Source organism: Thermohalobaculum sp. (assembly GCF_058622915.1).
On sequence record NZ_JBZSYN010000190.1, the window covers coordinates 1 to 22,519 of the forward strand.

Below are 22,519 nucleotides of genomic sequence, written 5' to 3' on the forward strand. Positions count from 1 at the left end.
GGTCGGCAGATAGCCCACATGCGCCTTGCCGATGATCGGGGCGAGGTGGTGCTCGCAATAGCTCTCGTAGCGGATGTCGCGCAGCACCACCATCTCGTCGTAGCCCTCGACCTCCTCGAAGGTGCGCTGCAGCAGGGCCACGGGATCCTCCTCGTAGCCGCGGAACCACTGGCGGTAGGCGCGCACCACGCGGCCGGGCGTGTCCAGGAGCCCCTCGCGGTCGGGATCGTCCCCGGCCCAGCGCAACAGCGTGCGCACCGCCTCCTCGGCCTCGGTCACGCTCGGGCGCTCGATCGGCTCCGCCTCGATCTCGAGCAGGGCTTTCGGGTCGAACCTGTTCATCGCTCTCTCCACTCCCGCGGCCCGGCGCCGCGCGCCCGGGGCTCTGTCGCTCCCTACCCCGATCTTAACGACTCGTATGGTTAAAGCGAGGTTAAGATCGGGTCCCGCACGGGCGACAGTCCCTGAGCTAGAGCGAACTCAGACCGCGGCCAGCGCCGACTCCAGGTCGGCGCGCAGGTCGGCGGGGTCCTCCAGCCCGACCGAAAGCCGCACCAGCCCGGGCGTGATGCCGAGCGCCAGGCGCTGCTCCTCCTTCAGCCGCTGGTGCGTCGTGGTGGTCGGATGGGTGATCAGGCTCTTGGCATCGCCCAGGTTGTTGGAGATGCCGACCAGGCGCAGCGCGTTGAGGAAGCGGAAGGCGCCGGCCTGCTCGCCCGCGACCTCGAGCGCGATCAGGCTGCCGGGCCGCTCCATCTGCGCCAGCGCCAGGTTGTGCTGGGGGTGGCCGGGCAGCCCGGGATAGAGCACGCGGGCGAGCTTGTCCGAGCCCGCCAGCCAGCGTGCCAGCGCCTCGGCCGTGTCGGTCTGGGCGTTGCACCTGAGCGCCAGCGTCTCCAGCCCCTTGAGCAGCACCCAGGCGTTGAACGGGCTGAGCGCGGGGCCGGTGTGCTTGACATAGGGCTCGACCTCGTCGCGGATGAAGCGCTCGCGGCCCAGCACCACGCCGCCCAGGCAGCGGCCCTGGCCGTCGATGTGCTTGGTCGCCGAGTAGACGACGATGTCCGCGCCCAGCTCCAGCGGCCGCTGGAACATCGGCGTGGCGAACACATTGTCGACGACCAGCCGCGCCCCCGCGCCGTGCGCGATCCCGGCCACGCCGGCGATGTCGATCACCTCCAGCGTCGGGTTCGACGGCGTCTCGAGGAAGCACAGCCGGGTCTCGGGCCGCACCGCCGCGCGCCACTGCTCGAGGTCGGTGCCGTCGACCAGCGTGAAGTCGATGCCAAAGCGCGGGCACAGCGTCTCGACGATGTAGAGGCACGAGCCGAACAGCGCGCGTGCCGCCACCATGTGGTCGCCCGCCTTGAGCTGGCACATCAGCGCCGCGTGCACCGCGGCCATGCCCGAGGCGGTGGCGAACGCCGCCTCGGCACCCTCGAGCGCGGCGATGCGGTCCTCGAACATGGCCACGGTCGGGTTGCCGTAGCGGGCGTAGATGAAGCCCTCCTCGCCGTCGGGGATCTCGCCCTTGAAGCGCGCCGCGGCGGCCTCGGCGTCGGGGTAGACGAAGCCCTGGGTGAGGAAGATCGCCTCCGAGGTCTCGCCGAAGGCAGAGCGGCGGTGGCCCTCGTGCACCAGGCGCGTGCGGGGGCGGTAGCTGGTCTTGTCCATGCGCGTTTGCCGGGTTGTCCCGGTCCTCCGATGTCCTGGACCGGATGGTGCGGGCCCTGGGGCCGCGACCTCTTTAGCGGTTTGTTTTACGTGGCCCGCAAGCCGGTCCGACAAATCGCCACGCCCTTCGCGCTTACGCGCTTTCACCCGGCACGTCAATTGCCGGGTCAACCGGGCGGCGCGGCCGGACGGCGACATACTACACCGGCATGTGCGGAAATACCTTTTTGGCGTATGATTGCTTGGTGGCCGGGGGCGATTCGCGTGGAGTTCGAGTATGAACCAGCGTCAGGCCTGTCCCGCCAAGACCCGCGAGCTGCGCAACCACCACTTCGACTCGACGATCTGGAACGAGTTCGCCTTCCGCGACGACGACATCGTCATCGCCACCTATGCCAAGTCCGGCACCACCTGGGTGCAGCAGATCGTGGCGCAGCTGCTGTTCGCCGGCGCCGAGGACCTGCCGGTGGCCGAGATGTCGCCCTGGCTCGACCTGCGCGTGCCGCCCAAGGAGCAAAAGCTCGCGGCGGTCGCGGCGCAGACGCACCGGCGCTTCGTCAAGACCCACCTGCCGGTGGATGCGCTGGTGTTCTCGCCGCGCGCCAAATACCTCTATATCGGCCGCGACGGGCGCGACGTGGTCTGGTCGCTCTACAACCACCACGCCAACGCCAACCGGCTGTGGTACGAGCTCCTCAACGAGACCCCGGGCCGGGTCGGCCCGCCGATCGGGCCGCCGCCGGCCTCGGTGGTCGACTATTTCGAGGACTGGCTGGCGCGCGACGGCCACCCGTTCTGGCCGTTTTGGGAGAACGTGCGCTCGTGGTGGGCGATCCGCGACCTGCCCAACGTGCTGATGCTGCATTTCTCTGCGCTCAAGGCCGACCTGGCGGGGCAGATCCGCCGCATCGCCGCCTTCCTCGGCATCCCGGTCGCCGAGGCGCACTGGCCCGCGATCCTGGAGCATTGCGGCTTCGCCTACATGAAGGCGCACGCCACGGCCTCCGTGCCGCTGGGCGGCGCGATCTGGGACGGGGGTGCCGAGACCTTCATCCACAGGGGCGTGAACGGGCGCTGGCGCGAGCTGCTCAGCCCGGCGCAGATCACCGCCTACGAGACGCGCGCCGAGGCCGAGCTCGGCCCCGCCTGCGCGCGCTGGCTGGCCACCGGCGCGGATGCCTGAGCGCCCACCTGCCCTTGCCATCCGCCCACGGCGCTTAGATTAGCGGTGAGCCCGACCTCCCGGAGCAACCGCAAGGAGCCCCCATGCCCGCACCGATCGACCTGTATTTCTGGCCTACGCCGAACGGCCGCAAGATTTCCATCGCGCTCGAGGAGTTCGGCCTGCCCTACCAGGTGAAATGGGTCGACCTGGGCAAGGGCGACCAGTTCAAGGCCGAGTTCCTGAAGATCTCTCCGAACAACCGGATGCCGGCGATCGTCGACCCCGAGGGGCCGGACGGCAAGCCGATCTCGATCTTCGAATCGGGCGCCATCCTGCAATATCTCGGCCGCAAGACCGGCCGCTTCTACGGCACGTCCGAGCGCGAGCGCATCGAGGTCGAGCAGTGGCTGTTCTGGCAGATGGCCAATCTGGGGCCGATGGCGGGCCAGGCCAACCACTTCCTGCGCTACGCGCCCGAGACCGTGCCCTACGCGCAAAAGCGCTATGTCGACGAGGTCAACCGCATCTACGGCGTGCTCGACGGCCGGCTCGCCGACCGCGATTATGTCGCCGGCGACTACTCGATCGCCGACATCGCGGCCTGGCCCTGGGCAATAGCCTGGGAGCGCCAGCAGCAGGACATCGCCGAGTTCCCCAACATGAAGGCCTGGCTCGACCGGGTGGGCGCGCGCCCGGCCGTCAAGGCGGGCTACGCGCTGGGCGAGGAGCGCAAGCTCGACCTGACCAAGGACGAGGGGGCGCGCAAGGTCCTGTTCGGCCAGCGCGCCCGCCATGCCTGAGCCCCATGCCTGAGCCCCATGCCTGATCCCCATGCCTGAGCCCCATGCCTGAGCCCCCGGGGACAGCGCGGCGCGCGCCGCCCGGCCCCGACAAAGGAAGGGCGCCGAGGGAGAGAAGCTCGGCGCCCCAGTAGGAGAGGCATAAGGGAAACACACGTGACAGTCTTACGAGGCGGTCGACCGGGCCCTCTCGGCCAGACCGGCCGCCCCGAGGGACGACTCATGCATATCCGAATCGGCGCCCCGCGGAATGTGAGGATCGTCACACTCCGCGGGGCGAATGCGCGCGCCGGGCTCGGAACCAGGCGGAGAACCAGGCGGCGGCGGGCTCAGTGCGCGTGCTGGGCCCGGTCGCCGATCTCGGCCAGCACCGCCTCGCGCCATTCGCGCTTGATCGGCATGACCGGCGGCACCGGCGCCAGATCGGGGGCGGGCGTGGGCTCGGCCACCGTGTCGATCGGGTCCGTGGCCGAGCCCTTCTTCATGAACATGTTGTAGATTGCCCACTCGATGCGGCTGCGCCCGCCCTTCACAGGGAAGCGGCGCAGCAGCGAGGACGGCGAATAGAAGGTCTTGTAGGCCGAGATGTGGCCCTGGCGCAGCTCGTCGGTGGTCATCTGCGCCGGCTGGTAGACGATCTTCGCCTGGTCGTACTTGGTCCAGTCGAACGAGTGGATGCGGTTGGCGCGCTTCATCTCGTACCAGGTCAGCGTGCCCGGATAGGGAGTCAGCACCGAATAGGCGCAGGCGTCGTAGTTGGCGTCGATGTTGAACTGTGCGGTGTCCTGGAAGACGTCGGTGTTGTCGCCGTCGAAGCCGAACATGAACAGGCCGAATACCATGATGCCGTAGGAATGCACCTTCTCCACCAGGGCGGCGAACTGCTCGGGCCGGTTGACGTGCTTGTGCACGCTTTTCAGCGTGTCGCGCGAGATCGACTCAAACCCGATCGACAGCATCGAGCAGCCGCTCTCGGCGGCGAGCTCGAGCAGGTGGTCGTCCTGCGCGAGCTTCGAGGTCACGCCCGCCTGCCAGCGGATGTTGCGGCCTTTGAGCGCGGTCATCACCTCGATCGGGTGCTCGCGCTGGCCGAAGAAGTCGGCATCGTTGATCGAGATCATGCGCGAGCCGCACTCGTCCACCTCGCGCATGATCTCGTCGATCGGGCGATAGCGGAACCTCAAGCCGTTCATCAGCGGCTCGGCGCAGAAGGTGCAGCCCTGGTGGCAGCCGCGCGAGGTCTGCACGAAGGTCTTGTTGACATAGCGGTTGCGCTTGATCAGGTCGTAGCGCGGCATCGGCACGCCGGCCATCGGGTGCAGCTTGTCCGCCTTGTAGCTGCCCTTGAGCGCGCCGTCCTCGAGGTCGTCGAGGATCCTGGGCATGACCAGCTCGGCCTCGCCGATCACCACGGCGTCGGCATGCGCCAGCGCCTCGTCGGGCATGAAGCTGGGATGCACGCCGCCCATCACCACGGGCACGCCGCGGCGGCGGAACTCGTCGGCGATCTCGTAGCCGCGGTTCACATAGGAGGTCATCGCCGAGATGCCGACCATGTCGCAGGACAGGTCGAAGTCGATCTCCCCGATGTTCTCGTCGGTCAGCACCACCTCGTAGCGATCGCGCGGGATGGTCGCCGCCACCGCCAGGAGCCCGGCCAGCGGCGAGTAGAGCGCGCGGTTGAGGTAAAGCGGTCGGGTCGTCAGCGAGTCGGTTCGGGGGTTGACGAGGTGGATGACTCCGTGGCGCATGTTTCTGCCTCCGCTGTGCCGTCCCCCCCGGGAGTAGCAACGGACCGTAGGCGATTCGGTTCTCACTGTCACGGAACCAGCCCGAGCGGGCGCCGGCGCCGGGGGCGCGCGGCGCCGGGCGCGCGCTCAGCCGGGGCTGGCGCCGGGCTGGGGCTGGGGCCCGACGCGCTGGCGCGCCACCTCGCGCACCGCCTCGCCGATGCCGGCATTGACCCGCGCCAGGTGGCGGAACTCGCGCGCGCCGAGCTCCAGGAGCTCGCAGTTGCGCGCCGCGACCACGGTGGCGGTGCGGCGCGCGTCGTCCGAGATCAGCGCCATCTCGCCGAAGAAGTCGCCCTCCGACAGCCGGATCGGCCCCGAGGGCGTCTCCACCGACACCTCGCCCGAGGCGATGAAGTACATGGAGTCCGCCTGCTCGCCCTTGCTGATGATGACCTCCCCCGCCGACAGCCGGCGCGCCGTCAGCAGCCCGACCAGCCCGGCCACCGAGGCGACGTCGAGGCGGGCGAACAGCGGCACGCGCGCCACCATGGCGAAGTTGACCACGAAGTCGCGCCGGCGGATCTGCTTTTGAAAGCTGGTGGCGACGATGCCCACGGGCAGGGCGAAGAACGCGATGCCGAAGATGATGGTGAACCCGGCGATCAGCTTGCCCGCCAGGGTCACCGGCACGACGTCGCCATAGCCCACGGTGGACAGCGTGACCACGGCCCACCACATGGCGCTCGGCACGTCGCCCAGCCGGTCGGGCTGCACGCTGCGCTCGGCGGCGAACATGGCGACGCCGGCCATCAGGATCAGCCCCACGAACAGCACCGCGCAGCCCGCGAGCGCGCGCCACTCGGCGGTGATCACGCCGACGATGGTGGCCAGCACCGGCGAATAGCGTGCCAGCCGGTAGAAGCGGATGATCTTGAGCACGCGCACCGCGGCGAAGTCGGCGCCCAGGAAGGGCGCGAGGAAGAAGGGCGTGATGACCAGCAGGTCGAGCAGCATCATCGGGCTCACGGCATGCACCAGCCGGGCCCGCCAGGCCGGCATGTGACCCAGCGCCGGGTGCTCGGGCGCGGTCCACAGCCGCGCGGCGTATTCCACGATGAAGACCAGCACGCAGGCGGCGTCGAAGCGCGCCAGAGCCGTGCCGTGGCGGGCCTCGATCGCGGGCACCGTGCCGACGACCGAGGCGGCGACGTTGCTCACGATCAGCGAGATCATGGCGATGTCGAAGACCCGCCTCAGCGCGTCGCCCCGCCGGCTGCGCTCGAGCAGGTCGAACAGCCTGCGCCGGAACGGCTCGCGGGGCATGGGCTCGGGCATGGGGCGCCGCCTCCGGCAAAACGGCCTTCGAGGCGCGCATGATACACGCCCCGCGGGGTGGCTGGCGACGGCATTTGCGCGCGGCGGGCGGCCGCGCAGCCGCTAGCGCCGCAGCACGCGGAAAATGGTCGAGGCGGTCCAGCCGGCCGCGAAGGCGAGCACGATCGAGCCCAGCCCGTAGAGCGCGGCGCGCTGGCGCGCCATGTTGTAGATCCAGCGCTCCAGCCCCTCTTTGCGCACCTGGATCGAGTCGTTGAAGACGTCGATCACGTTGCGGTCGCGCAACAGGAAGATGCGGGCGCGGTAGTTGCCCTCGACCAGGTTCGCGGGCAGCAGGATGCGCGTCTCGAACAGCGTCTGCTGGGTCAGCTTCACCTTGCCCGGCAGCTCGATGTAAAGCCCCTTCTGCCGGCGCAGCCGGATCACCGCCTGGCGGTACGCCTCCGGGTACTCGATGTCGCGCGGCGTGCCGATCAGGCGCACCAGCTGGCCCAGCCCGACATGGTAGCGCATGTCGTCGGTCCAGCTGATGATCTTGCGAAACGGGCCGGTGGTGGCGACCGCGTAGAAGCTGGGCGCGGCATCCACCCGCACGCCCTCGCCGTTCACCCAGATGCCGAAGACGTGCTCCTTGCGGCGCACGATGACCTCCTGGGAGGGGCCGATCACGGTGACGATGACATTGAGCGGCTTGTCCGAGGGCGGCGGCGCCTCGCGCTTGACGGCACCGTAGATGAAGATCTCCGAGCCGCTGAAGGCGGTGGTGATGGCGACCTCATTCTGGCTCAGCCCGGCGAGCACCTTCTCGCCCGGGGCCGGCGCACCCATGCTGCGCGCGCCCGCGCCCGGCGCCAGCATCAGCGCCATGAGCGCCGGCCAGACCAGCGCGCGCCGCCAGCTCGGCCGCGGCCGCCGGGTCATGAGCCCCGCCCGGCGCTGCACGCAGCCGTGGGCGCACCGCCCCCGCCCGGTGCCGGCAACGTCAGCACGACGGCGCAGTGTTCGGCGATGTGCGGATGAACATGCATGTGAGACCCGTCGCGGCGCGCGCCCCCGTTTAACCGCTTCCTCGCGTGGATTCCAGCGCCACGTGGCCGCGGGTCATGGTGCCAGCCCGGCCCGTCCGTCCGGCTCACCAGTTGCGCGCGACGGAGATGGTGTAGAGGTCGGTGGGCCGCTGCACCAGGCCGAGCAGGATCTCGACCGCCACGGCCAGCACGATCAGCGCCAGCGCCACGCGCATCTGCTCGGCCTTCAGCCGCGGGCCGATCATGGCGCCGATCTGCGCCCCGGTGACGCCGCCGACCAGCAGCACCACGGCCAGGATGGCGTCGACCGTGTGGTTCTCCATCGCGTGCATCAGCGTGGTCGCCGCGGTGACGAACATGATCTGGAACAGCGAGGTGCCGACCACCACGTTGGTCGCCATGCCCAGCACATAGATCATCAGCGGGATCATGATGAACCCGCCGCCCACGCCCAGGGCCGCCGAGAGGATGCCGACGAAGGCGCCGATCAACAGCGGCGGGATCGCCGAGATGTAGAGGTTCGAGGCGCGAAAGCGCATGCGGAACGGCAGCCCGTGCACCCAGTTGTGGTGGTGCAGCCGCCGCCGCACCACGCCCTTGCGCGTGCGAAACAGCGCCCGCATGCCCTCGACCAGCATCAATCCGCCGATGGTGCCGAGCAGGATCACATACGAGATCGAGACCACCAGCTCGACCTGGCCGATCCGGCGCAGTATGGCGAACAGGTGCACGCCCGCGGCCGAGCCGATCAGGCCGCCGACCAGCAGCACCATGCCCATCTTGAAGTCCACCGTGCGCCGGCGCCAGTGCACCAGCACGCCCGAGAACGAGGCCCCGGCCACCTGGTTGGCGCCGGTGGCCACGGCCACCGAGGGCGGCACGCCGATCAGGATCAGCATCGGCGTGAGCAGAAAGCCGCCACCGACCCCGAACAGCCCCGAGATGAAGCCCACTCCGCCGCCGATCAGCAAGAGCAGGTAGAGATTGACCGAAACCTCGGCGATCGGAAGGTAGATGCCCATGCGGCCAATCCCCTTGCGGACCGCTCCACCCTAGCGGCACGCCGCTGCCGGGGCCAGCCCATTTGTGCCGCGCGCGGCCCGAGCGGGCGCCCGGGGGGCGCGGCATTCCACCGCGCCGCGCCGGCGCTGCGCATCCGCACTTGCTGGCGGACGCCAGATCGGGCACATCTTGGCAAGGTTCGGCACAGCCTTGGGGAAAGGGGCCGACATGACACGTGCGACGCCGGCACCCCGGCAGCGCGGCGACAGGCGGACGCTGCTCTACAGCCACGACACCTACGGGCTCGGCCACCTGCGCCGCTCGCGCACCATCGCGATGGCGCTGGCCGAGGCCGACCCGAGTTGCTCGGCGCTGATCGTCACCGGCTCGCCGGTGGCGGGCCGCTTCGACTTTCCCGAGCGCATCGACCACGTGCGCCTGCCCGGCATCGTCAAGCAGCCGGACGGCAGCTACACCTCGTCCAACCTGCACATGGCGATCGAGGAGATGGAGCGCCTGCGCGGCGCCATCATCGCCGCGGCCGACCGCGAGTTCGAGCCCGAGATGCTGATCGTGGACAAGGAGCCCTGGGGCTTCCGCCACGAGCTGGCCCCGACGCTCAAGGCGGCGCGCAGCCGCGGCGCCCGCATCGTGCTGGGCATCCGCGACGTGCTCGACGACGAGGACGCGCTGGCCCGCGAGTGGGAGCGCAAGGGCGCGATCGAGGCGATCGAGCGCTTCTACGACGAGATATGGATCTACGGCGTGCCGCAGATGTGCCGGCCGATGGCCGGGCTGGGTCTGTCGCCGCGCATGGAGGCGCGCGCCATCTATACCGGCTATCTGCGCCGCGACGCCTCGGACTGGCCGGGCGAGCCGGCCTCGGAGACGCCCGACGAGCCCTATATCCTGGTGACCACCGGCGGCGGCGGCGACGGCACGCAGCTGGTCGACTGGGTGCTGAGGGCCTACGAGACCGACCGCCGCCTCGCCCCACACGCGCTGATCGTCTATGGCCCGTTCATGAAGGCGACCGACCGGCAGCGCTTCGACGCCCGCGTCGCCGAACTCGATGGCCGGGTGACGGCGCTGGGCTTCCACCCCCGTCTCGAGCGGCTTTTGGAGCAGGCGCAGGGCGTGGTCGCCATGGGAGGCTACAACACCTTTTGCGAGATCCTCTCGATGGACAAGCCGGCGATCATCGCGCCGCGCACCCGGCCGCGCCGCGAGCAGCTCATCCGCGCCACGGCGGCCGAGACGCTGGGGCTGGCGCGCATGCTCAACCCCGAGCGCGACGGCGAGGGCGCGCGCGTCATGGCCGCGGCGATCCGCGCCCTGGCGCACCAGCCGCGGCCCTCGGACGTGCGCCTGCCCGGCCTGCTGTCGGGGCTCGGGACGATCGTCGCCCGCGTCGGCGGCGCAGCGCCGGTGCGTGCCGCCGCCGGAGGCTGAACATGCCCGACGCCTTCGCCGTGGTGCTGAAGGGCTATCCGCGGCTCTCCGAGACCTTCATCGCCCAGGAGCTGCGCGCGCTCGAGGCGCGCGGCCATCAATTCGAGATCTGGTCGCTCAGGCAGCCCTATGACGACCGCATCCACCCGATCCACGAGGAGATCACGGCCAGGCGCCACTACCTGCCGGAATACCTCTACCAGGAACCGCTGCGGGTGCTGCGCGCGCTCGTGCGGCTGGGCCGGCGCCGCCGCTTCTGGCGCGCGGCGCGGGCCTGGGCGCGCGACCTCGCCCGCGATCCCACCTCCAATCGCGTGCGCCGCTTCGGCCAGGCGGCGGTGCTGGCCGCCGAGCTGCCCGCCGAGACCCGCTTCCTCTACGCGCATTTCCTGCACACGCCGGCCTCGGTGGCGCGCTACGCCGCGGTGATGCGCGGGCTGGGCTGGGGCTTCTCGGCCCATGCCAAGGACATCTGGACCATCCCCGACTGGGAGAAGCGCGAGAAGATCGCCGATTGCGATTTCGGCGTCACCTGCACCGCCTCGGGCGCCGAGCACCTCGCCGCGCTGGATGCCGGCGGGGCCAAGATCAGCCTGGTCTATCACGGGCTGGATCTGGGCCGCTTCCCGCCGCCCCCCGACATCCGCCCCAAGGGCAACACCTTTACCCTGCTCTCGGTCGGGCGGCTGGTGCCGAAGAAGGGCTATGGCGATCTCCTGGAGGCGCTGAGCCTGTTGCCCGCCGGGCTCGACTGGCGCTTCGTCCACATCGGCGGCGGCGAGCTCAAGCGCGGGCTCGAGACCCGCGCCCGCCGGCTCGGGCTCAACGAGCGCATCGCGTGGCGCGGCAAGCGGGCGCAGGCCGACGTGCTGGCCGCGATGCGTTCGGCGGACCTGTTCGTGCTGCCCTCCAAGATCGCCGAGGACGGCGACCGCGACGGGCTGCCCAACGTGCTGATGGAGGCGGCGAGCCAGAAGCTGCCGATCCTGTCGACCAGCCTCTCGGCGATCCCCGAGTTCATCGAGGACGGCGTGCACGGGGTGCTGGTCCAGCCCGGCCGGCCGCGCGCGCTGGCCGGGGCCATCGTGGCACTCGCCGCCGACCCGGCGCGCCGCGCCGCGATGGCCGAAGCCGCCTACCGCCGCCTGCGCGCCGAGTTCGGCATGGAGGCGGGCATCCGCACCGTGGACACGCGGCTGCGCGCCGCGCTGGAAGGCGCATGAGCGGATCGCGTGCGTCGCGGGGCATCGCCTTCTACGCCCCGATGAAGCCGCCCGATCACCCGGTGCCCTCGGGCGACCGGCGCATCGCCCGGCTGACGCTCGCGGCGCTGACGCGGGCCGGCTTCGCGCCCGAGCTGGCCTCCAACCTGCGCACGCTCGACATGGCCGGCGACCCGGCGGCCCAGGCCCGGATCGCCGCGGCGGCCGAGGCCGAGGCGGCGCGGCTGGTCGCGCGGCTCGCGCCCGCGCCGCCGGCGCTGTGGTTCACCTATCACTGCTACTGGAAGGCGCCGGACCTGATCGGCCCAACCGTGGCTCAGGCGCTGCGCGTCCCCTACGCGATCTCGGAGGCCTCGCTCGCGGCGCGGCGCCGCGAGGGCCCCTGGGCCGGCTTCGCCGCCCGCGCCGAGGCCGCCATCGCCCGCGCCGACCGGCTGTTCTGGACCACGCCGCGCGACCGCCCGGCGCTGGAGGCGGCCGGGCATGGGCCGAAGATGGTCCACCTGCCCCCGTTCCTCGACCTCGGCCCCGCCCCCGCGCCCCGGCCCGCGCACGACCCGCTGCGGCTGCTCACGGTCGCCATGATGCGGCCCGGCGACAAGCTCGAGAGCTTCCGCCGGCTGGCCGCCGGGCTGGCCCGGCTGGGCGGCGAGTGGCAGTTGAGCTTGGTCGGCGCCGGGCCGGCGCGGGACGCGGTATTACGGTTACTGAGCCCTTTCGAGACACGGTTAATTCTTATAGGTCTTATAGAAGACATGGAAGAGTTGCGGCGCCATTACGAGGCTGCCGACCTGCTCGTGTGGCCCGGGGTCAACGAGGGCGTCGGCATGACCTGGCTCGAGGCCCAGGCCGCCGCCTGCCCGGTGGTGGCCGAGGACGGCCCGGCCGCGCGGGCGCTCGTTGGCGGCGGTCGCCTGGCCGCGCCGGACGACCCCGACAGCTTCGCCGCAGCGATCCGCGCCGCCGCCGCCGACCGCGCCGCCCTGGCCCGCGCCGCCCGCGCGCATGCGCTGGCGCACCACGGCCTCGACGCCGCGGCGGCGCTGCTGAAGACCCATCTGGGCGGGCTGATCGCATGATCCGCATCGCGCTGATGCGCCATTTCCCCACCAGCTGGAACGCCGAGCGGCGCCTGCAGGGCCAGGTCGACATCCCGCTGACCGAAGCGGCCCGCGAAAGCCTCGCCGCGCTCGTTCTGCCGCCGCCATGGGATGCGGCGCGGCTGATCGCCTCGCCGCTGACGCGCGCCGCGGAGACCGCCCGCCTGCTCGCCCGCGGCCGCCCCTTCGAGACCGACGCCCGCCTGGCCGAGATGAGCTGGGGCGCATGGGAGGGCGTGCTGGTCGAGGCCCTGATCGCCGATGCCGCCTCGGGCTATGTGCACGTCGAGGACTGGGGCTGGCACCGCCGCCCGCCCGGCGGCGAGAGCCCCTGGCAGGTCTGGCAGCGCATCCAGCCGGCGCTGGCCGAGATCGCGGCCGAGGGCCGCCCGGCGGTGCTGGTCGGCCACCGCGCCTCGATGCGCACCATCCTCGCCCGCGCCTGGGACTGGAACTACGACGCGCCCGAGCCCTTCCGCATCCGCCGGGCGCGGCTCTATCCGCTGACGCTGCGCGCCGACGGCACGCCCAGCGCGCCGGAGCAAGACGTCCCGCTGGTGGAGCAGCCATGACCCGCGTCGCCTTCCTGTGCTGCCACCTGAGCGGATCGGGGCACCTGGTGCGCACGCTGGCGCTGGCGCGCGCCGTGGGCGCCGCGGGGGCGGAGGCGCTGGTGATCTCGGGCGGGCGGCCGATGGCGCATCTCGACACCGCGGGACTCAGACTCGTGCAACTCCCGCCCGTGGCGGTGCGCGACTTCGACTTCTCGACCCTCAGGACGCCCGAGGGCGCGTCCGCCGACGCCGCCTGGATGGCCGAGCGCCGCGCCGCCATCGAGCGCGCGCTTGCCGGCTTCCGGGCGGACGCCCTGGTCACCGAGACCTTTCCGCTGGGCCGGCGCAGCCTCAGGGCCGAGTTCGAGGCAGCCATCGCCGCGGCGCGTGCCGCGCGGCCGGGCGCGGCGATCCTCGCCTCGGTGCGCGACGTGCCCGAGCCGCCCAGCCGGCCCGAGCGCCTCGAGCAGGCCGCCGAGCGCCTGCGCCGCGACTTCGCTGCGCTCCTGGTCCATGGCGATCCGGACTTCCTGCCGCTCTCGGCCGCCTGGCCGCTGCCGCCAGACCTTGCCTCACGCACGCGCTATACTGGCTACGTGGCGGCAGACGCCCCGGCGGCGGGGCGGCGAAGCGAGACGGTTGTGGTCGCGGGCGGCGGCGGGCCGGCCGGCGACGGCCTGGTCACGTTGGCCGCCGAGGCCGCGGCGCTCTCGCCGCGGCCCTGGCACCTGCTGACCGTCGGCGCGGACCTGGCGCACGATCTCGCCGCCCGCTTCGCGCGCGCGAACCTCGCCGTCGAGCCCGCCCGGCCCGACTATCGCCGGCTGATGGCCGGGGCCGCCGTGTCGCTCAGCCTGGCCGGCTACAACACCGTGACCGAGCTGGCCGCCTGCGACACGCCCGCCGTGCTCGTGCCCTTCGACCGCTACGGGGAGCGCGAGCAGGTGATCCGCGCCGGGCGCCTCGCGGACCGCCCGGGCTTTCGCGTGCTGCGCATGGCCGGGCTGACGCCTGCCGAGCTTGCCGAGGCCGCCGAGCGCGCCGCGACCGGCCCGCGCCGGCCGCCGCTCGGCATCGACCTGGGCGGCGCCCGGCGCGCGGCGGAGATCATCCTGGAGCTGGCGCCCCGATGAACAGGATCCGATGAGCGAGAAAACCCGCATCCACGACGTCGAGGGGCTGAACGCGCGGCTCCAGCAGATCACCCGGCGCATCGGGGTCGACCTGCGCTACCTGCACGACGACCGCACGCGCGAGCACGTCCTCGCCGCCACCCGCGGCGCCGCGATGACGCTGGATGTGGGTGCGGGCATGCGCGAGCTGGGCGCGGCGCTGCCCGGGCGCGTGGAGACGCTGGACCTCAACGACTTCGGCGCCTACCCCGACATCCTCGGCGATGTCTGCTCGCCCTTCCCCGAGTGGATGGCCGGCCGCTACGACGCGGTGATCGCGCTGGCGATCCTCGAGCATGTCTACGACCCGCCGGCGGCGGTGGAGAATTTCCGCCGGGCGCTGAGGCCGGGGGGCAGGCTGTTTCTCTACGTGCCGTGGATGTGGCGCTACCACGCGCCGCCGAACCTGATGTTCCAGGACTACCAGCGCCTCAGCCGCGACGGGCTGGCCTATCTCCTGCGCGACTTCGAGGAGGTCACGCTCTACCCGATCCGCGGCAAGTACTCGGCGATCGTGAACCACCTGAAGTTCTGGAAGTCCGGGATCGAGCGCCGCTTCGGCGGCCGCGTCAACCGGGTGCTGGACCGGCGCGCCAGCCCCTGGCGCAACACCGTGCAGGCCAGCGGCTTCTTCGCCGAGGCACGCAAGGGCACCGGCCGCGAAGGTTGACCGGGCCACGTGCCGGGCCACACTGGGCGGCACGACCAGGACGGCATGACCAGGACGGCACTGAAAGGACGGAGGACAGAGATGGCTCACCACGAGATCGCGCCCCAGCCCGGCAACGTCGTCTGGGGCTATTTCGACGCCCGCGTGCCGCCGGTGCTCACGGTCGCCTCGGGCGACACCGTGAGCCTCACCTCCTGGCCCGCCGGGGACCCGAACAACTTTCCCGACGACCCGGCGCTGATCGACCCCGTGCACCGCAAGGTGATCGAGACGGTCGAGCGCGGCCCCGGCCCGCACGTGGTCACGGGACCGGTGGCGGTCGACGGCGCCCGGCCCGGCGACGTGCTGCAGGTCGACATCCTGGACATCCGCCTGGCCTATCGCTGGGGCCACGTCAACATCCGCCCGCTGATGGGCGCGCTGCCCGACGAGTTCGACCGGCTGACCGTGATCCAGCCCCGGATCGACCCCGCCCGCGCCACCGCCGAGCTGCCCTGGGGCACCGAGATCCCGCTCAGCCCCTTCTTCGGCACCATCGCCGTGGCGCCGCCGGCGCGCTGGGGCCGCTGCTCCACGGTCGAGCCGCGCGCCTTCGGCGGCAACATGGACAACAAGGAGCTGGTGGCGGGCACCACGCTCTATCTGCCCGTGTTCAACGAGGGCGCGCTGTTCTCGGCTGGCGACGGCCATGCCGTGCAGGGCGACGGCGAGGTCTGCGTCTGCGCGCTGGAGACCGCGCTGGCCGGCACCTTCCGGCTGACGGTCAGGAAGGACCTGGGCTACGAGCGCCCGTTCGCCGAGAGCGCGACGCACCTGATCTCGATCGGGCTCGACGAGGACCTCGACGACGCGGCGGCCGAGGCTGTGCGCGAGATGATCGACCATGTCTGCCGGCGCACCAACCTGAGCCGCGAGGACGCCTACATGCTGTGCTCGCTGATGGGCGACCTGCGCGTGACTCAGGTCGTCGACCGCGAGAAGGGCTGCCACATGATGCTGGCCAAGGCGGTGCTTTAGGCCCGGCCCGCGGCTGCCCTCAGGCAGCGGGCGGCAGGCCGAGCGCTTCGCCCTCTCGTATCACCTCCGGCGCCCAGGCCTTGCGGGCGAAGACCCCGCGCACCGTGTCGCGGAAGCTCTCGAGCGGGTCCGCGGGGTAGCCGGGATCGAAGCTCGCCTGGTCCCAGCGCTCGCAGAAGTCGACGCAGGAGCGGTAGTAGGGGCTGCCGGCATATTGCCTGCGCAGCTCGCGGTCCGAGCCGTGATGGTGGGCGTAGTAGTACAGCTGGAAGATGCCGTGGTGCGCGACCACCCAGGCGACTTCCTCGCGCACGAAGGGCCTGAGGATCTCGGCGGCGAAGCGGTCGTGGTTCTGCGGCGCCAGCCCGTCGCCGATGTCGTGCAGGAGCGCGGCGACCACCCAGTCGCTGTCGGCGCGGTCGCGCCGGGCGCGGGTGGCTGCCAGCAGCGCGTGCTGCAGCCGGGTGACCTGATAGCCGGGCAGCGTCTCCTCGTCCTGGCGCGCCAGCTCGCGCAGCAGCCGGTCGGCGGTGCCGGCGAGGTGCGGACGGTCGAGTTCGGCGAGCAGCTCGTAGTCCTCGCGCGTGCCGTCCTTCATCTGGGTAAAGGAGACCGTCTTGCCGGACATGCGGCCTCGGCTCAGGAATAGGGATCGAGCGCGTCGCGCAGCGCGTCGCCCAGGAAGGAGAAGGCCAGCACCACCAGGATCACCGGCACCATCGGCGCCAGGATCCAGGGATAGAGCTCCAGCGCGCCGAGGCCCGCCTCGAGCGCGTCGTTCAGCATCAGCCCCCACGAGACCGAGGGCGGGCGGATGCCGAAGCCGAGAAAGCTCAGCGCCGTCTCGCCCAGGATCATTGCCGGGATCGAGAGCGTGGCCGAAGCGATCAGGTGGCTGGTGAAGTTGGGCATCATGTGCGCGCGGATGATGCGGCCGGGCGAGGCGCCCATCAGCTCGGCCGCGCGCACGTAGTCCTCCTCGCGCAGCGCCAGGAACTTCGAGCGCACGGCGCGCGCAAGCCCCGGCCAGTCCAACAGCCCCAGGATCACCGAGATCATCACGAACACGGTGAGCGAATCCCAGCCGACCGGCACCGCGGCCGAGAGCGCGAGCCACATGGGCAGCTCGGGCAGCGAGCGGAACACCTCGATGAGGCGCTGCACGATGGCGTCGACCCAGCCGCCGAAATAGCCGGCCAGCCCGCCCAGGATCATGCCGATGGTAAAGCTGACGGTCACGCCGATCAGGCCAATGGTCATGGACAGCCGGGCGCCGTGCAGGATGCGGCTGAGGATGTCGCGCCCCAGCCGGTCCGAGCCGAGCAGGAAGAGCTGCCCCCCCTTCGGCGGGCAGATCACCTTGAACCGCATCGGGATCAGGCCGAGCAGATCGTAGGGTGCGCCGCAGCTGGAGAAGAGCGGCACCGGCAGCGGCTTGTTCCAGTCGGTCACGCCCCGCACCAGCCCGGTCTTGGGGTTGTAGACGGTCGCCGTGGGGTAGGTGTGCAGGCCGACATACTTGCCCTTGTCGAAGAGGTAGAGCCCCTGCGGCGGCGCGTAGACGTTGTTCTCGTCGAACAGGTTCGGCGGATAGGGCGCGATCATCTCGACGAAGGGCAATGTCAGGTAGACCAGCAGCAGCATGGCACCGGTGAACACGCCCAGCTTGTGGCGCCTGAACCGGCGCCAGACCAGCACCCGCGTGGGCGCGTCGTAGTCGGCGCGCTCGATCAGCTGGCGCTCGCCCTCGCGGTCCTCAGTCTCGGCGGCGAGGAAGTGCTCGGTCATGCCCGGGCCCTCATGTCACGATCCCCTCCGGCCACCGCCGAGCCGGATGCGCGGGTCGAGCACCGCGAGCAGGATGTCGGAGATCAGCATGCCGACCAGGGTGAGCATGCCGACGAACAGCAGGATGAAGCCGGACATGAAGATGTCCTGGCTCTTCAGCGCCTGCAGCAGGATCGGGCCCAGCGTGGGCAGGCTCATCACCACCGAGATGATCACCGAGCCCGAGACGATGTGCGGCGCGAGGTTGCCGATGTCGGCGACGAAGGGGTTGAGCGCCATGCGCAGCGGATAGCGCACGATCCGGGTCACCGGCGGCACGCCCTTCGCCCGCGCCGTCTCGACATAGGGCTTGTTCAGCTCGTCCATCAGGTTGGCGCGCAGTCGCCGCATCACCGCGGCGGCCGCCGAGGTGCCGATGACGATGGTCGGCACAATCAGATGAATCAGGATCGAGCCGAGCTTTGCCAGGCTCATCGGCGCCCCCTCGTACTCGCGCCCCATCAGCCCGCCGATCGGAATGTGGAAATAGCGCGCCCCGTAGAACAGCAGGATCAGCGCCAGAAGGAAGTTCGGCGTCGCCAGCCCGATATAGCCCAGGAACGAGCACAGATAGTCGACCCAGGTGTTCGAGCGCACCGCGGCGATGGTGCCCAGCGGCAGTGCCACGAGATAGACGAAGAGCAGCGCCGAGAGGTTCACCATGGCGGTCAGCCAGGCGGTCTCGCCGACCACCTTGCCCACCGGCTGCTGCAGCTCGAAGGACCAGCCGAAGTCGCCCTCGATCAGGCCGGAGAACCCGCCGGGCCCGGGCATGACGCCGATCCAGATCAGGTATTGCTGCCACAGCGGCTTTTCGAGCGAGTACTCGTCGATCATCGCCTGCGCCTTGGCGATGCCGGCGGCCTCGCCGGTCGAGCGCATCTCGTTGATGCGGTTGGTCAGGTAGTTGCCGGGCGGCAGGTTGATGACCAGGAAGATCAGGGCCGAGATGACGACCATGGTCACGGCCATGGTGGCGAAGCGGCGCAGCAGGTAGGTGATCATTGCCCGGCCCCCATTGCGCCGCCCCTGCCGCCCTTGAAGAAGAACTCGTCGATGCGGTGGATGCCGAAATGCGCACCGGGGTCCCAGGCATAGAGCGCCTTGTCGGGGACGTTTCTGAGCCGCACGTCGGCGACCACGGGAACGGGGGCGCGACTGACGGTGCCGATCACGAATATCTCCTTCGCATGGATGTCCAGCATCTCGCGCCAGATCGCGGCCTTGTCGGCGTCTTTGCCGGCGACCATCCACTTGTCGTAGAGATCGAGCAGGCGCTTCGCGGGCGGGTAGTCGACCGGCACGCCGGCCGCGCCCTTGGTCTGGTAGTACTGGCCCCAGCGCGGCCAGCTGTAGTTCGCCTGATCGACCGGGGCCAGTTCGAAGGGCGGCGCCTCGGCAGTGGGCACGCCGTTGTTCCAGCCCCACCAGGCGACCATCATCGACCTGCCCGCATAGGCGCGGTTCCTCAGGATGTCGCGGTCGAGCGCGCGCACCAGCAGGCGGACGCCGATGCGCGCCCAGGTCGTTGCGATCAGCTGCAGGGAGTCGCCGACCTCACGCCGCTCGCCCGCGGTCTCGATGATGATCTCCATCGGGCGGCCATCGGGCAGCAGGCGGAAGCGGGCACTGTTGCGCTTGGTCAGGCCGATCTCGTCCAGCAGCCGGTTCGCCTCGGCCAGATCGAAATGCGCCCAGGCATGGGCGTTCTTCTCGTTGAAGAACGGGCTCTCCTCCAGCGCGGCACAGGCTCGCTCCTTGGCCAGCCCGAAATAGAGCACCTTGTTGATCGCCTTCCGGCTGACCGCGAGGCTGAGCGCGTGGCGGAAGCGCACGTCGCGGAACAGCTTGCGCCAGGCGGCGTCGCCGTAGTTCAGGTTCGGATAGAGCGCCACCTGGGAGGCGTAGCCGGAGTCCCACAGATGCACGACATAGCCGCCCTCCTTTTCGTTCTTCTTCAGCACCGGCGCGTCGGAGAAGGAAAGCGAGCGGGCCTGCAGCGTCGCCTCGCCGAGCATCACCTTGGCGGGGATCAGGCCGGCCGCCGCGACCTCGATCTCGGCCGTGTCGATATAGGGAAGCTGCCGGCCGTTGATGTCGACCCGGTGATAGAACGGGTTGCGCTCGAGCTCGTAGCGCTGGCGGTTCTTGGGCGTGGTGTTCATCCAGGGCTGCAGCACCGGCAGGTCGGGGTTGTTGAATTCGTAGAGGTCGGCCTTGCGGTGGTAGAGCTGGCCCCAGTTGCGCGCATTCGCCGCCTCGACCTTCTTGGCCAGCTCGGCGGGATTGGCGTATTTGGCGTGGAACTGCTTGAGGTAGTGGGCGGGCGCGTAGATGTAGAGCGGGCGCGCCTGCGCCAGCGCCGGCACGAACAGCGGGTTCGGCAGCTTCCAGGTGTAGCGGATGGTCACCACGTCGATGACCTCGACCTGCGGCCGGCCGCCGGCTCCGAGCATGTCGACCGGCGGACCGGCGGGATAGAGATGCTTGTTGAGCGCCACGTCCTCCCACCAGAAGCGCAGATCCTCGGTGGTGAAGGGGTGGCCATCGGACCACTTGTGGCCGCGGCGGAGATGGAAGGTGATGGTGCGCCCGTCGTCACTGATCGTGTAGTCGTGCAGCAGATCGGCGACGAGCTTGTAGTGCTGGTTGTAGCCGATCAGGCGCGCATAGCCGTAGACCGCCATGTAGCGCACGTCCTTGGCCCGGGTCATGAACATGCGCATGTTGCCACCATGCACGCCCGGCACGCGCCCGTTGGCGGCGAGGTCGACGACCAGAGGCTGCGCCGGCAGGCGCTGGGCCACCGGCGGCAACGCGCCCGAGGCGACGCGCGCACGCAGCGACGGCGTCTCGATCGGCTCGAGCGCCTTGGCAGGCCATGGCACGGCAAGCGCGAGCGGCAGCAGGAGGACGGTGCGGCGTCTCATGCCGCCTGCCTCAGCCCGTTCTGGCGCACCCGGTGGCCTGGCGAGACCTCGACCAGCCGGGGCATGTGATCGCCCGCATAGCGGAACGGCTCGGGCCAGCTTTGCGGGTCGCCGGCGCCGCGCGCGACCACGGCGAGGTCGAGACGGCGGTCGAGCACCGGCTCGGGATGGGCCGCGATCAGCGCCTGGGTGTAGGGATGGCGCGGGTCGTTCAGCACGGCCGCCGCCGGCCCCTCCTCGACCACCGAGCCGCGGCGCATGACCATGACCCGGTCGGCGAACTGCCCGACCACGGCGAGGTCGTGGCTGATGAACAGGTAGCTCAGGCCGAGCTCGGCGCGCAGCTCGCGCAGGAGGTCGAGCACCTCGGCCTGCACCGAGACGTCGAGTGCCGAGGTCGGTTCGTCGAGCACCATCAGCTCCGGAGCGAGCGCCAGCGCCCGGGCGATCGCAATGCGCTGGCGCTGGCCGCCGGAGAAGGCGTAGGGGAAGCGGCCGAGATGCGCGCGCGACAGGCCGACCCATTCGAGCAGCTGCGCCGCCCGCTCGCGCCGCTCGGCCGGCGTGCCGATGTGGTGGATCCTCAGCGGCTCGGTCAGGATGTCCTGCACCGACATGCGCGGGCTGAGCGCGCCGTAGGGGTCCTGAAACACGATCTGGGCGCGCCGGCGGAAGGCCTTGAGCGCCGCGCCCGAGAGTTGCGTCACGTCCTCGCGCAGGCCGTCTTGGCCGCGGAACTCGATGGTGCCGCCCGGGTCGGCGCGCTCGGCGCGCAGGATGACCTGGGCCACGGTGGTCTTGCCCGAGCCGGATTCGCCGACCAGCGCGAGCGTGCGGCCCCGCTCGATCTCCATATCGAAGTCCGCAAGCGCCCTGACCGGCGGGTTCGGCGGCCCGATCAGACGCGGCCGGCCGGGATAGGTCTTGGACAGTCCCTCGACCCGCATGATCGGGTCGCGCGACGGCGCGGCGCGCACGGGCCGGTCGTGCGGCACCTTGGGAGCGGCGGCCATCAGCCGCCGGGTGTAGGGGTGACCCGGCGTGTTCAGCACGTCGCGGGCGCTGCCAGATTCGACCAGACGGCCGCGCTTCAGCACGGCGACCCGGTCGGCCATGTTGGCGACCACGCCCAGATCGTGCGTGATCATGAGCACCGACATGCCGTGGCTGCGCTGCAGGCGGCGCAACAGATCGAGCACCTGCGCCTGCGTGGTGACGTCGAGCGCCGTGGTCGGCTCGTCGGCGATCACCAGCGCCGGACTGGCGACCATGGCCATGGCGATGACGGCACGCTGGCGCAGGCCGCCCGAGAGCTCGAACGGATAGGAGCGCCAGGCACGCTCGGGATCGGGAAAGCCGACCTCGCCGAAGACCTCGAGCACGCGGGCGCGGACCTTGCCGTCGATATGGTGAACGCGCAGCACCTCGGCGACCTGGTCGCCGACGCGATGCAGCGGCGACAGGGCGCTCATCGGTTCCTGGAAGATCATCGACAGCGTGCGGCCGCGCAGTTTGCGGTGGTGGCTGCGGCTCTGGTCGAACAGGTCGGTGACCTTGCCCTCGTGCCGAAACAGGGCACGCCCCCGGCACGACGCGGCTTTCGGCAAAAGGCCCATCAGCGCCTTGCCCGTCAGGGTCTTGCCCGAGCCGGACTCCCCCACCAGGGCGACTGTCTCGCCCCCGCCGATGCTGAAGCTGAGTCCGTCGACCACGGGCCGGTCCATTCCCGGCAAGGCAAAGCTGATCGAGAGATCCTCGACCGACAGCAGCGGCCCCTGATTCATGACTCTCCCCGGACTCTTACGCACACAATGGTTTAGGCCGCCAACAGGTGCAA

20 protein-coding genes and 1 riboswitch are annotated in these 22,519 nt (G+C 70.7%); of the genes, 9 read left to right on the forward strand and 11 right to left on the reverse strand.

What is annotated here, in order from left to right; translation table 11 throughout:
• Together folE and metZ are read right to left on the reverse strand one after the other, a co-directional pair.
• On the reverse strand, positions 1 to 342 hold a 342-nt coding region (folE, locus tag AC32QD_RS14845; RefSeq protein ID WP_492011285.1), incomplete at its 3' end, for a GTP cyclohydrolase I.
• 138 nt (positions 343 to 480) lie between these two features.
• Positions 481 to 1,674 carry an O-succinylhomoserine sulfhydrylase gene (metZ, locus tag AC32QD_RS14850; RefSeq protein ID WP_492011286.1) on the reverse strand — a complete coding sequence of 398 codons (1,194 nt, stop codon included), beginning with the start codon at positions 1,672 to 1,674 and terminating at the stop codon, positions 481 to 483.
• 52 nt (positions 1,675 to 1,726) lie between these two features.
• Positions 1,727 to 1,806, reverse strand: a riboswitch (SAM riboswitch).
• Positions 1,807 to 1,951: 145 nt separating this feature from the next.
• On the opposite strand from metZ, the gene AC32QD_RS14855 reads away from it, so the two are divergent.
• On the forward strand, positions 1,952 to 2,857 hold the full coding sequence (locus AC32QD_RS14855; RefSeq protein ID WP_492011287.1) for a sulfotransferase domain-containing protein: 906 nt from the start codon (positions 1,952 to 1,954) through the stop codon (positions 2,855 to 2,857).
• An 83-nt stretch (positions 2,858 to 2,940) separates the two neighbouring features.
• Complete coding sequence (locus AC32QD_RS14860) at positions 2,941 to 3,639, forward strand: glutathione S-transferase N-terminal domain-containing protein (RefSeq protein ID WP_492011288.1); 699 nt, start codon at positions 2,941 to 2,943, stop codon at positions 3,637 to 3,639.
• Positions 3,640 to 3,968: 329 nt separating this feature from the next.
• Here AC32QD_RS14860 and AC32QD_RS14865 read toward each other — a convergent pair whose 3' ends face one another.
• The 4 genes from AC32QD_RS14865 to AC32QD_RS14880 all read right to left on the reverse strand — a co-directional run bounded on the left by AC32QD_RS14865 (position 3,969) and on the right by AC32QD_RS14880 (position 8,757).
• Positions 3,969 to 5,390 (reverse strand): B12-binding domain-containing radical SAM protein, encoded by a 1,422-nt coding sequence (locus AC32QD_RS14865; RefSeq protein WP_492011289.1) that lies wholly within the window; start codon positions 5,388 to 5,390, stop codon positions 3,969 to 3,971.
• A gap of 126 nt (positions 5,391 to 5,516) precedes the next feature.
• Positions 5,517 to 6,707, reverse strand: a complete 1,191-nt coding sequence (locus tag AC32QD_RS14870; RefSeq protein WP_492011290.1) for a cyclic nucleotide-gated ion channel — start codon at positions 6,705 to 6,707, stop codon at positions 5,517 to 5,519.
• 102 nt (positions 6,708 to 6,809) lie between these two features.
• Positions 6,810 to 7,628 (reverse strand): TIGR02186 family protein, encoded by an 819-nt coding sequence (locus AC32QD_RS14875; protein ID WP_492011291.1) that lies wholly within the window; start codon positions 7,626 to 7,628, stop codon positions 6,810 to 6,812.
• A gap of 211 nt (positions 7,629 to 7,839) precedes the next feature.
• Positions 7,840 to 8,757 (reverse strand): sulfite exporter TauE/SafE family protein, encoded by a 918-nt coding sequence (locus tag AC32QD_RS14880; RefSeq protein WP_492011292.1) that lies wholly within the window; start codon positions 8,755 to 8,757, stop codon positions 7,840 to 7,842.
• Between the two features lie 208 nt (positions 8,758 to 8,965).
• On the opposite strand from AC32QD_RS14880, the gene AC32QD_RS14885 reads away from it, so the two are divergent.
• The 7 genes from AC32QD_RS14885 (at position 8,966) to AC32QD_RS14915 (ending at position 15,925) form a co-directional block, all read left to right on the forward strand.
• Complete coding sequence (locus AC32QD_RS14885) at positions 8,966 to 10,189, forward strand: glycosyltransferase family protein (RefSeq protein WP_492011293.1); 1,224 nt, start codon at positions 8,966 to 8,968, stop codon at positions 10,187 to 10,189.
• A 2-nt stretch (positions 10,190 to 10,191) separates the two neighbouring features.
• A complete protein-coding gene (locus AC32QD_RS14890) occupies positions 10,192 to 11,412 on the forward strand; it encodes a glycosyltransferase family 4 protein (RefSeq protein WP_492011294.1) in 1,221 nt (406 codons plus the stop codon).
• Positions 11,409 to 12,491, forward strand: a complete 1,083-nt coding sequence (locus tag AC32QD_RS14895) for a glycosyltransferase family 4 protein (RefSeq protein WP_492011295.1) — start codon at positions 11,409 to 11,411, stop codon at positions 12,489 to 12,491. The genes AC32QD_RS14890 and AC32QD_RS14895 overlap by 4 nt, the downstream gene beginning before the upstream one ends.
• Positions 12,488 to 13,084: a histidine phosphatase family protein gene (locus AC32QD_RS14900; protein WP_492011296.1), complete on the forward strand. Its 597-nt coding sequence runs from the start codon at positions 12,488 to 12,490 to the stop codon at positions 13,082 to 13,084. The genes AC32QD_RS14895 and AC32QD_RS14900 overlap by 4 nt, the downstream gene beginning before the upstream one ends.
• Positions 13,081 to 14,199, forward strand: coding sequence for a glycosyltransferase family protein (locus AC32QD_RS14905; RefSeq protein ID WP_492011297.1), 1,119 nt, complete (start codon positions 13,081 to 13,083; stop codon positions 14,197 to 14,199). Before AC32QD_RS14900 ends, AC32QD_RS14905 begins: the two co-directional genes overlap by 4 nt.
• A gap of 10 nt (positions 14,200 to 14,209) precedes the next feature.
• Positions 14,210 to 14,908, forward strand: coding sequence for a class I SAM-dependent methyltransferase (locus AC32QD_RS14910; protein WP_492011298.1), 699 nt, complete (start codon positions 14,210 to 14,212; stop codon positions 14,906 to 14,908).
• 81 nt (positions 14,909 to 14,989) lie between these two features.
• Complete coding sequence (locus AC32QD_RS14915; protein WP_492011299.1) at positions 14,990 to 15,925, forward strand: acetamidase/formamidase family protein; 936 nt, start codon at positions 14,990 to 14,992, stop codon at positions 15,923 to 15,925.
• Between the two features lie 19 nt (positions 15,926 to 15,944).
• On the opposite strand, the gene AC32QD_RS14920 is transcribed toward AC32QD_RS14915, so the two are convergent.
• The 5 genes from AC32QD_RS14920 to AC32QD_RS14940 are packed head-to-tail and all read right to left on the reverse strand — an operon-like array spanning position 15,945 to position 22,466.
• Positions 15,945 to 16,553 carry an HD domain-containing protein gene (locus AC32QD_RS14920; RefSeq protein ID WP_492011300.1) on the reverse strand — a complete coding sequence of 203 codons (609 nt, stop codon included), beginning with the start codon at positions 16,551 to 16,553 and terminating at the stop codon, positions 15,945 to 15,947.
• Between the two features lie 11 nt (positions 16,554 to 16,564).
• Positions 16,565 to 17,713 carry an ABC transporter permease gene (locus AC32QD_RS14925; RefSeq protein WP_492011301.1) on the reverse strand — a complete coding sequence of 383 codons (1,149 nt, stop codon included), beginning with the start codon at positions 17,711 to 17,713 and terminating at the stop codon, positions 16,565 to 16,567.
• Between the two features lie 15 nt (positions 17,714 to 17,728).
• Positions 17,729 to 18,757: an ABC transporter permease gene (locus AC32QD_RS14930; protein WP_492011302.1), complete on the reverse strand. Its 1,029-nt coding sequence runs from the start codon at positions 18,755 to 18,757 to the stop codon at positions 17,729 to 17,731.
• The gene (locus AC32QD_RS14935) at positions 18,754 to 20,682 is read right to left on the reverse strand and encodes an ABC transporter substrate-binding protein (protein ID WP_492011303.1); all 1,929 of its coding nucleotides are present in this window, start codon (positions 20,680 to 20,682) and stop codon (positions 18,754 to 18,756) included. Before AC32QD_RS14935 ends, AC32QD_RS14930 begins: the two co-directional genes overlap by 4 nt.
• The gene (locus tag AC32QD_RS14940; RefSeq protein ID WP_492011304.1) at positions 20,679 to 22,466 is read right to left on the reverse strand and encodes a dipeptide ABC transporter ATP-binding protein; all 1,788 of its coding nucleotides are present in this window, start codon (positions 22,464 to 22,466) and stop codon (positions 20,679 to 20,681) included. Before AC32QD_RS14940 ends, AC32QD_RS14935 begins: the two co-directional genes overlap by 4 nt.
• Positions 22,467 to 22,519: the final 53 nt, after the last annotated feature.

Excerpts from the sequence above, each read along its gene's own strand:
- metZ (WP_492011286.1), bottom strand. The coding sequence starts at position 1,674 with ATGGACAAGACCAGCTACCGCCCCCGCACGCGCCTGGTGCACGAGGGC.
- AC32QD_RS14855 (WP_492011287.1), top strand. The coding sequence starts at position 1,952 with ATGAACCAGCGTCAGGCCTGTCCCGCCAAGACCCGCGAGCTGCGCAAC.
- AC32QD_RS14860 (WP_492011288.1), top strand. The coding sequence starts at position 2,941 with ATGCCCGCACCGATCGACCTGTATTTCTGGCCTACGCCGAACGGCCGC.
- AC32QD_RS14865 (WP_492011289.1), bottom strand. The coding sequence starts at position 5,390 with ATGCGCCACGGAGTCATCCACCTCGTCAACCCCCGAACCGACTCGCTG.
- AC32QD_RS14870 (WP_492011290.1), bottom strand. The coding sequence starts at position 6,707 with ATGCCCGAGCCCATGCCCCGCGAGCCGTTCCGGCGCAGGCTGTTCGAC.
- AC32QD_RS14875 (WP_492011291.1), bottom strand. The coding sequence starts at position 7,628 with ATGACCCGGCGGCCGCGGCCGAGCTGGCGGCGCGCGCTGGTCTGGCCG.
- AC32QD_RS14880 (WP_492011292.1), bottom strand. The coding sequence starts at position 8,757 with ATGGGCATCTACCTTCCGATCGCCGAGGTTTCGGTCAATCTCTACCTG.
- AC32QD_RS14885 (WP_492011293.1), top strand. The coding sequence starts at position 8,966 with ATGACACGTGCGACGCCGGCACCCCGGCAGCGCGGCGACAGGCGGACG.
- AC32QD_RS14890 (WP_492011294.1), top strand. The coding sequence starts at position 10,192 with ATGCCCGACGCCTTCGCCGTGGTGCTGAAGGGCTATCCGCGGCTCTCC.
- AC32QD_RS14895 (WP_492011295.1), top strand. The coding sequence starts at position 11,409 with ATGAGCGGATCGCGTGCGTCGCGGGGCATCGCCTTCTACGCCCCGATG.
- AC32QD_RS14900 (WP_492011296.1), top strand. The coding sequence starts at position 12,488 with ATGATCCGCATCGCGCTGATGCGCCATTTCCCCACCAGCTGGAACGCC.
- AC32QD_RS14905 (WP_492011297.1), top strand. The coding sequence starts at position 13,081 with ATGACCCGCGTCGCCTTCCTGTGCTGCCACCTGAGCGGATCGGGGCAC.
- AC32QD_RS14910 (WP_492011298.1), top strand. The coding sequence starts at position 14,210 with ATGAGCGAGAAAACCCGCATCCACGACGTCGAGGGGCTGAACGCGCGG.
- AC32QD_RS14915 (WP_492011299.1), top strand. The coding sequence starts at position 14,990 with ATGGCTCACCACGAGATCGCGCCCCAGCCCGGCAACGTCGTCTGGGGC.
- AC32QD_RS14920 (WP_492011300.1), bottom strand. The coding sequence starts at position 16,553 with ATGTCCGGCAAGACGGTCTCCTTTACCCAGATGAAGGACGGCACGCGC.
- AC32QD_RS14925 (WP_492011301.1), bottom strand. The coding sequence starts at position 17,713 with ATGACCGAGCACTTCCTCGCCGCCGAGACTGAGGACCGCGAGGGCGAG.
- AC32QD_RS14930 (WP_492011302.1), bottom strand. The coding sequence starts at position 18,757 with ATGATCACCTACCTGCTGCGCCGCTTCGCCACCATGGCCGTGACCATG.
- AC32QD_RS14935 (WP_492011303.1), bottom strand. The coding sequence starts at position 20,682 with ATGAGACGCCGCACCGTCCTCCTGCTGCCGCTCGCGCTTGCCGTGCCA.
- AC32QD_RS14940 (WP_492011304.1), bottom strand. The coding sequence starts at position 22,466 with ATGAATCAGGGGCCGCTGCTGTCGGTCGAGGATCTCTCGATCAGCTTT.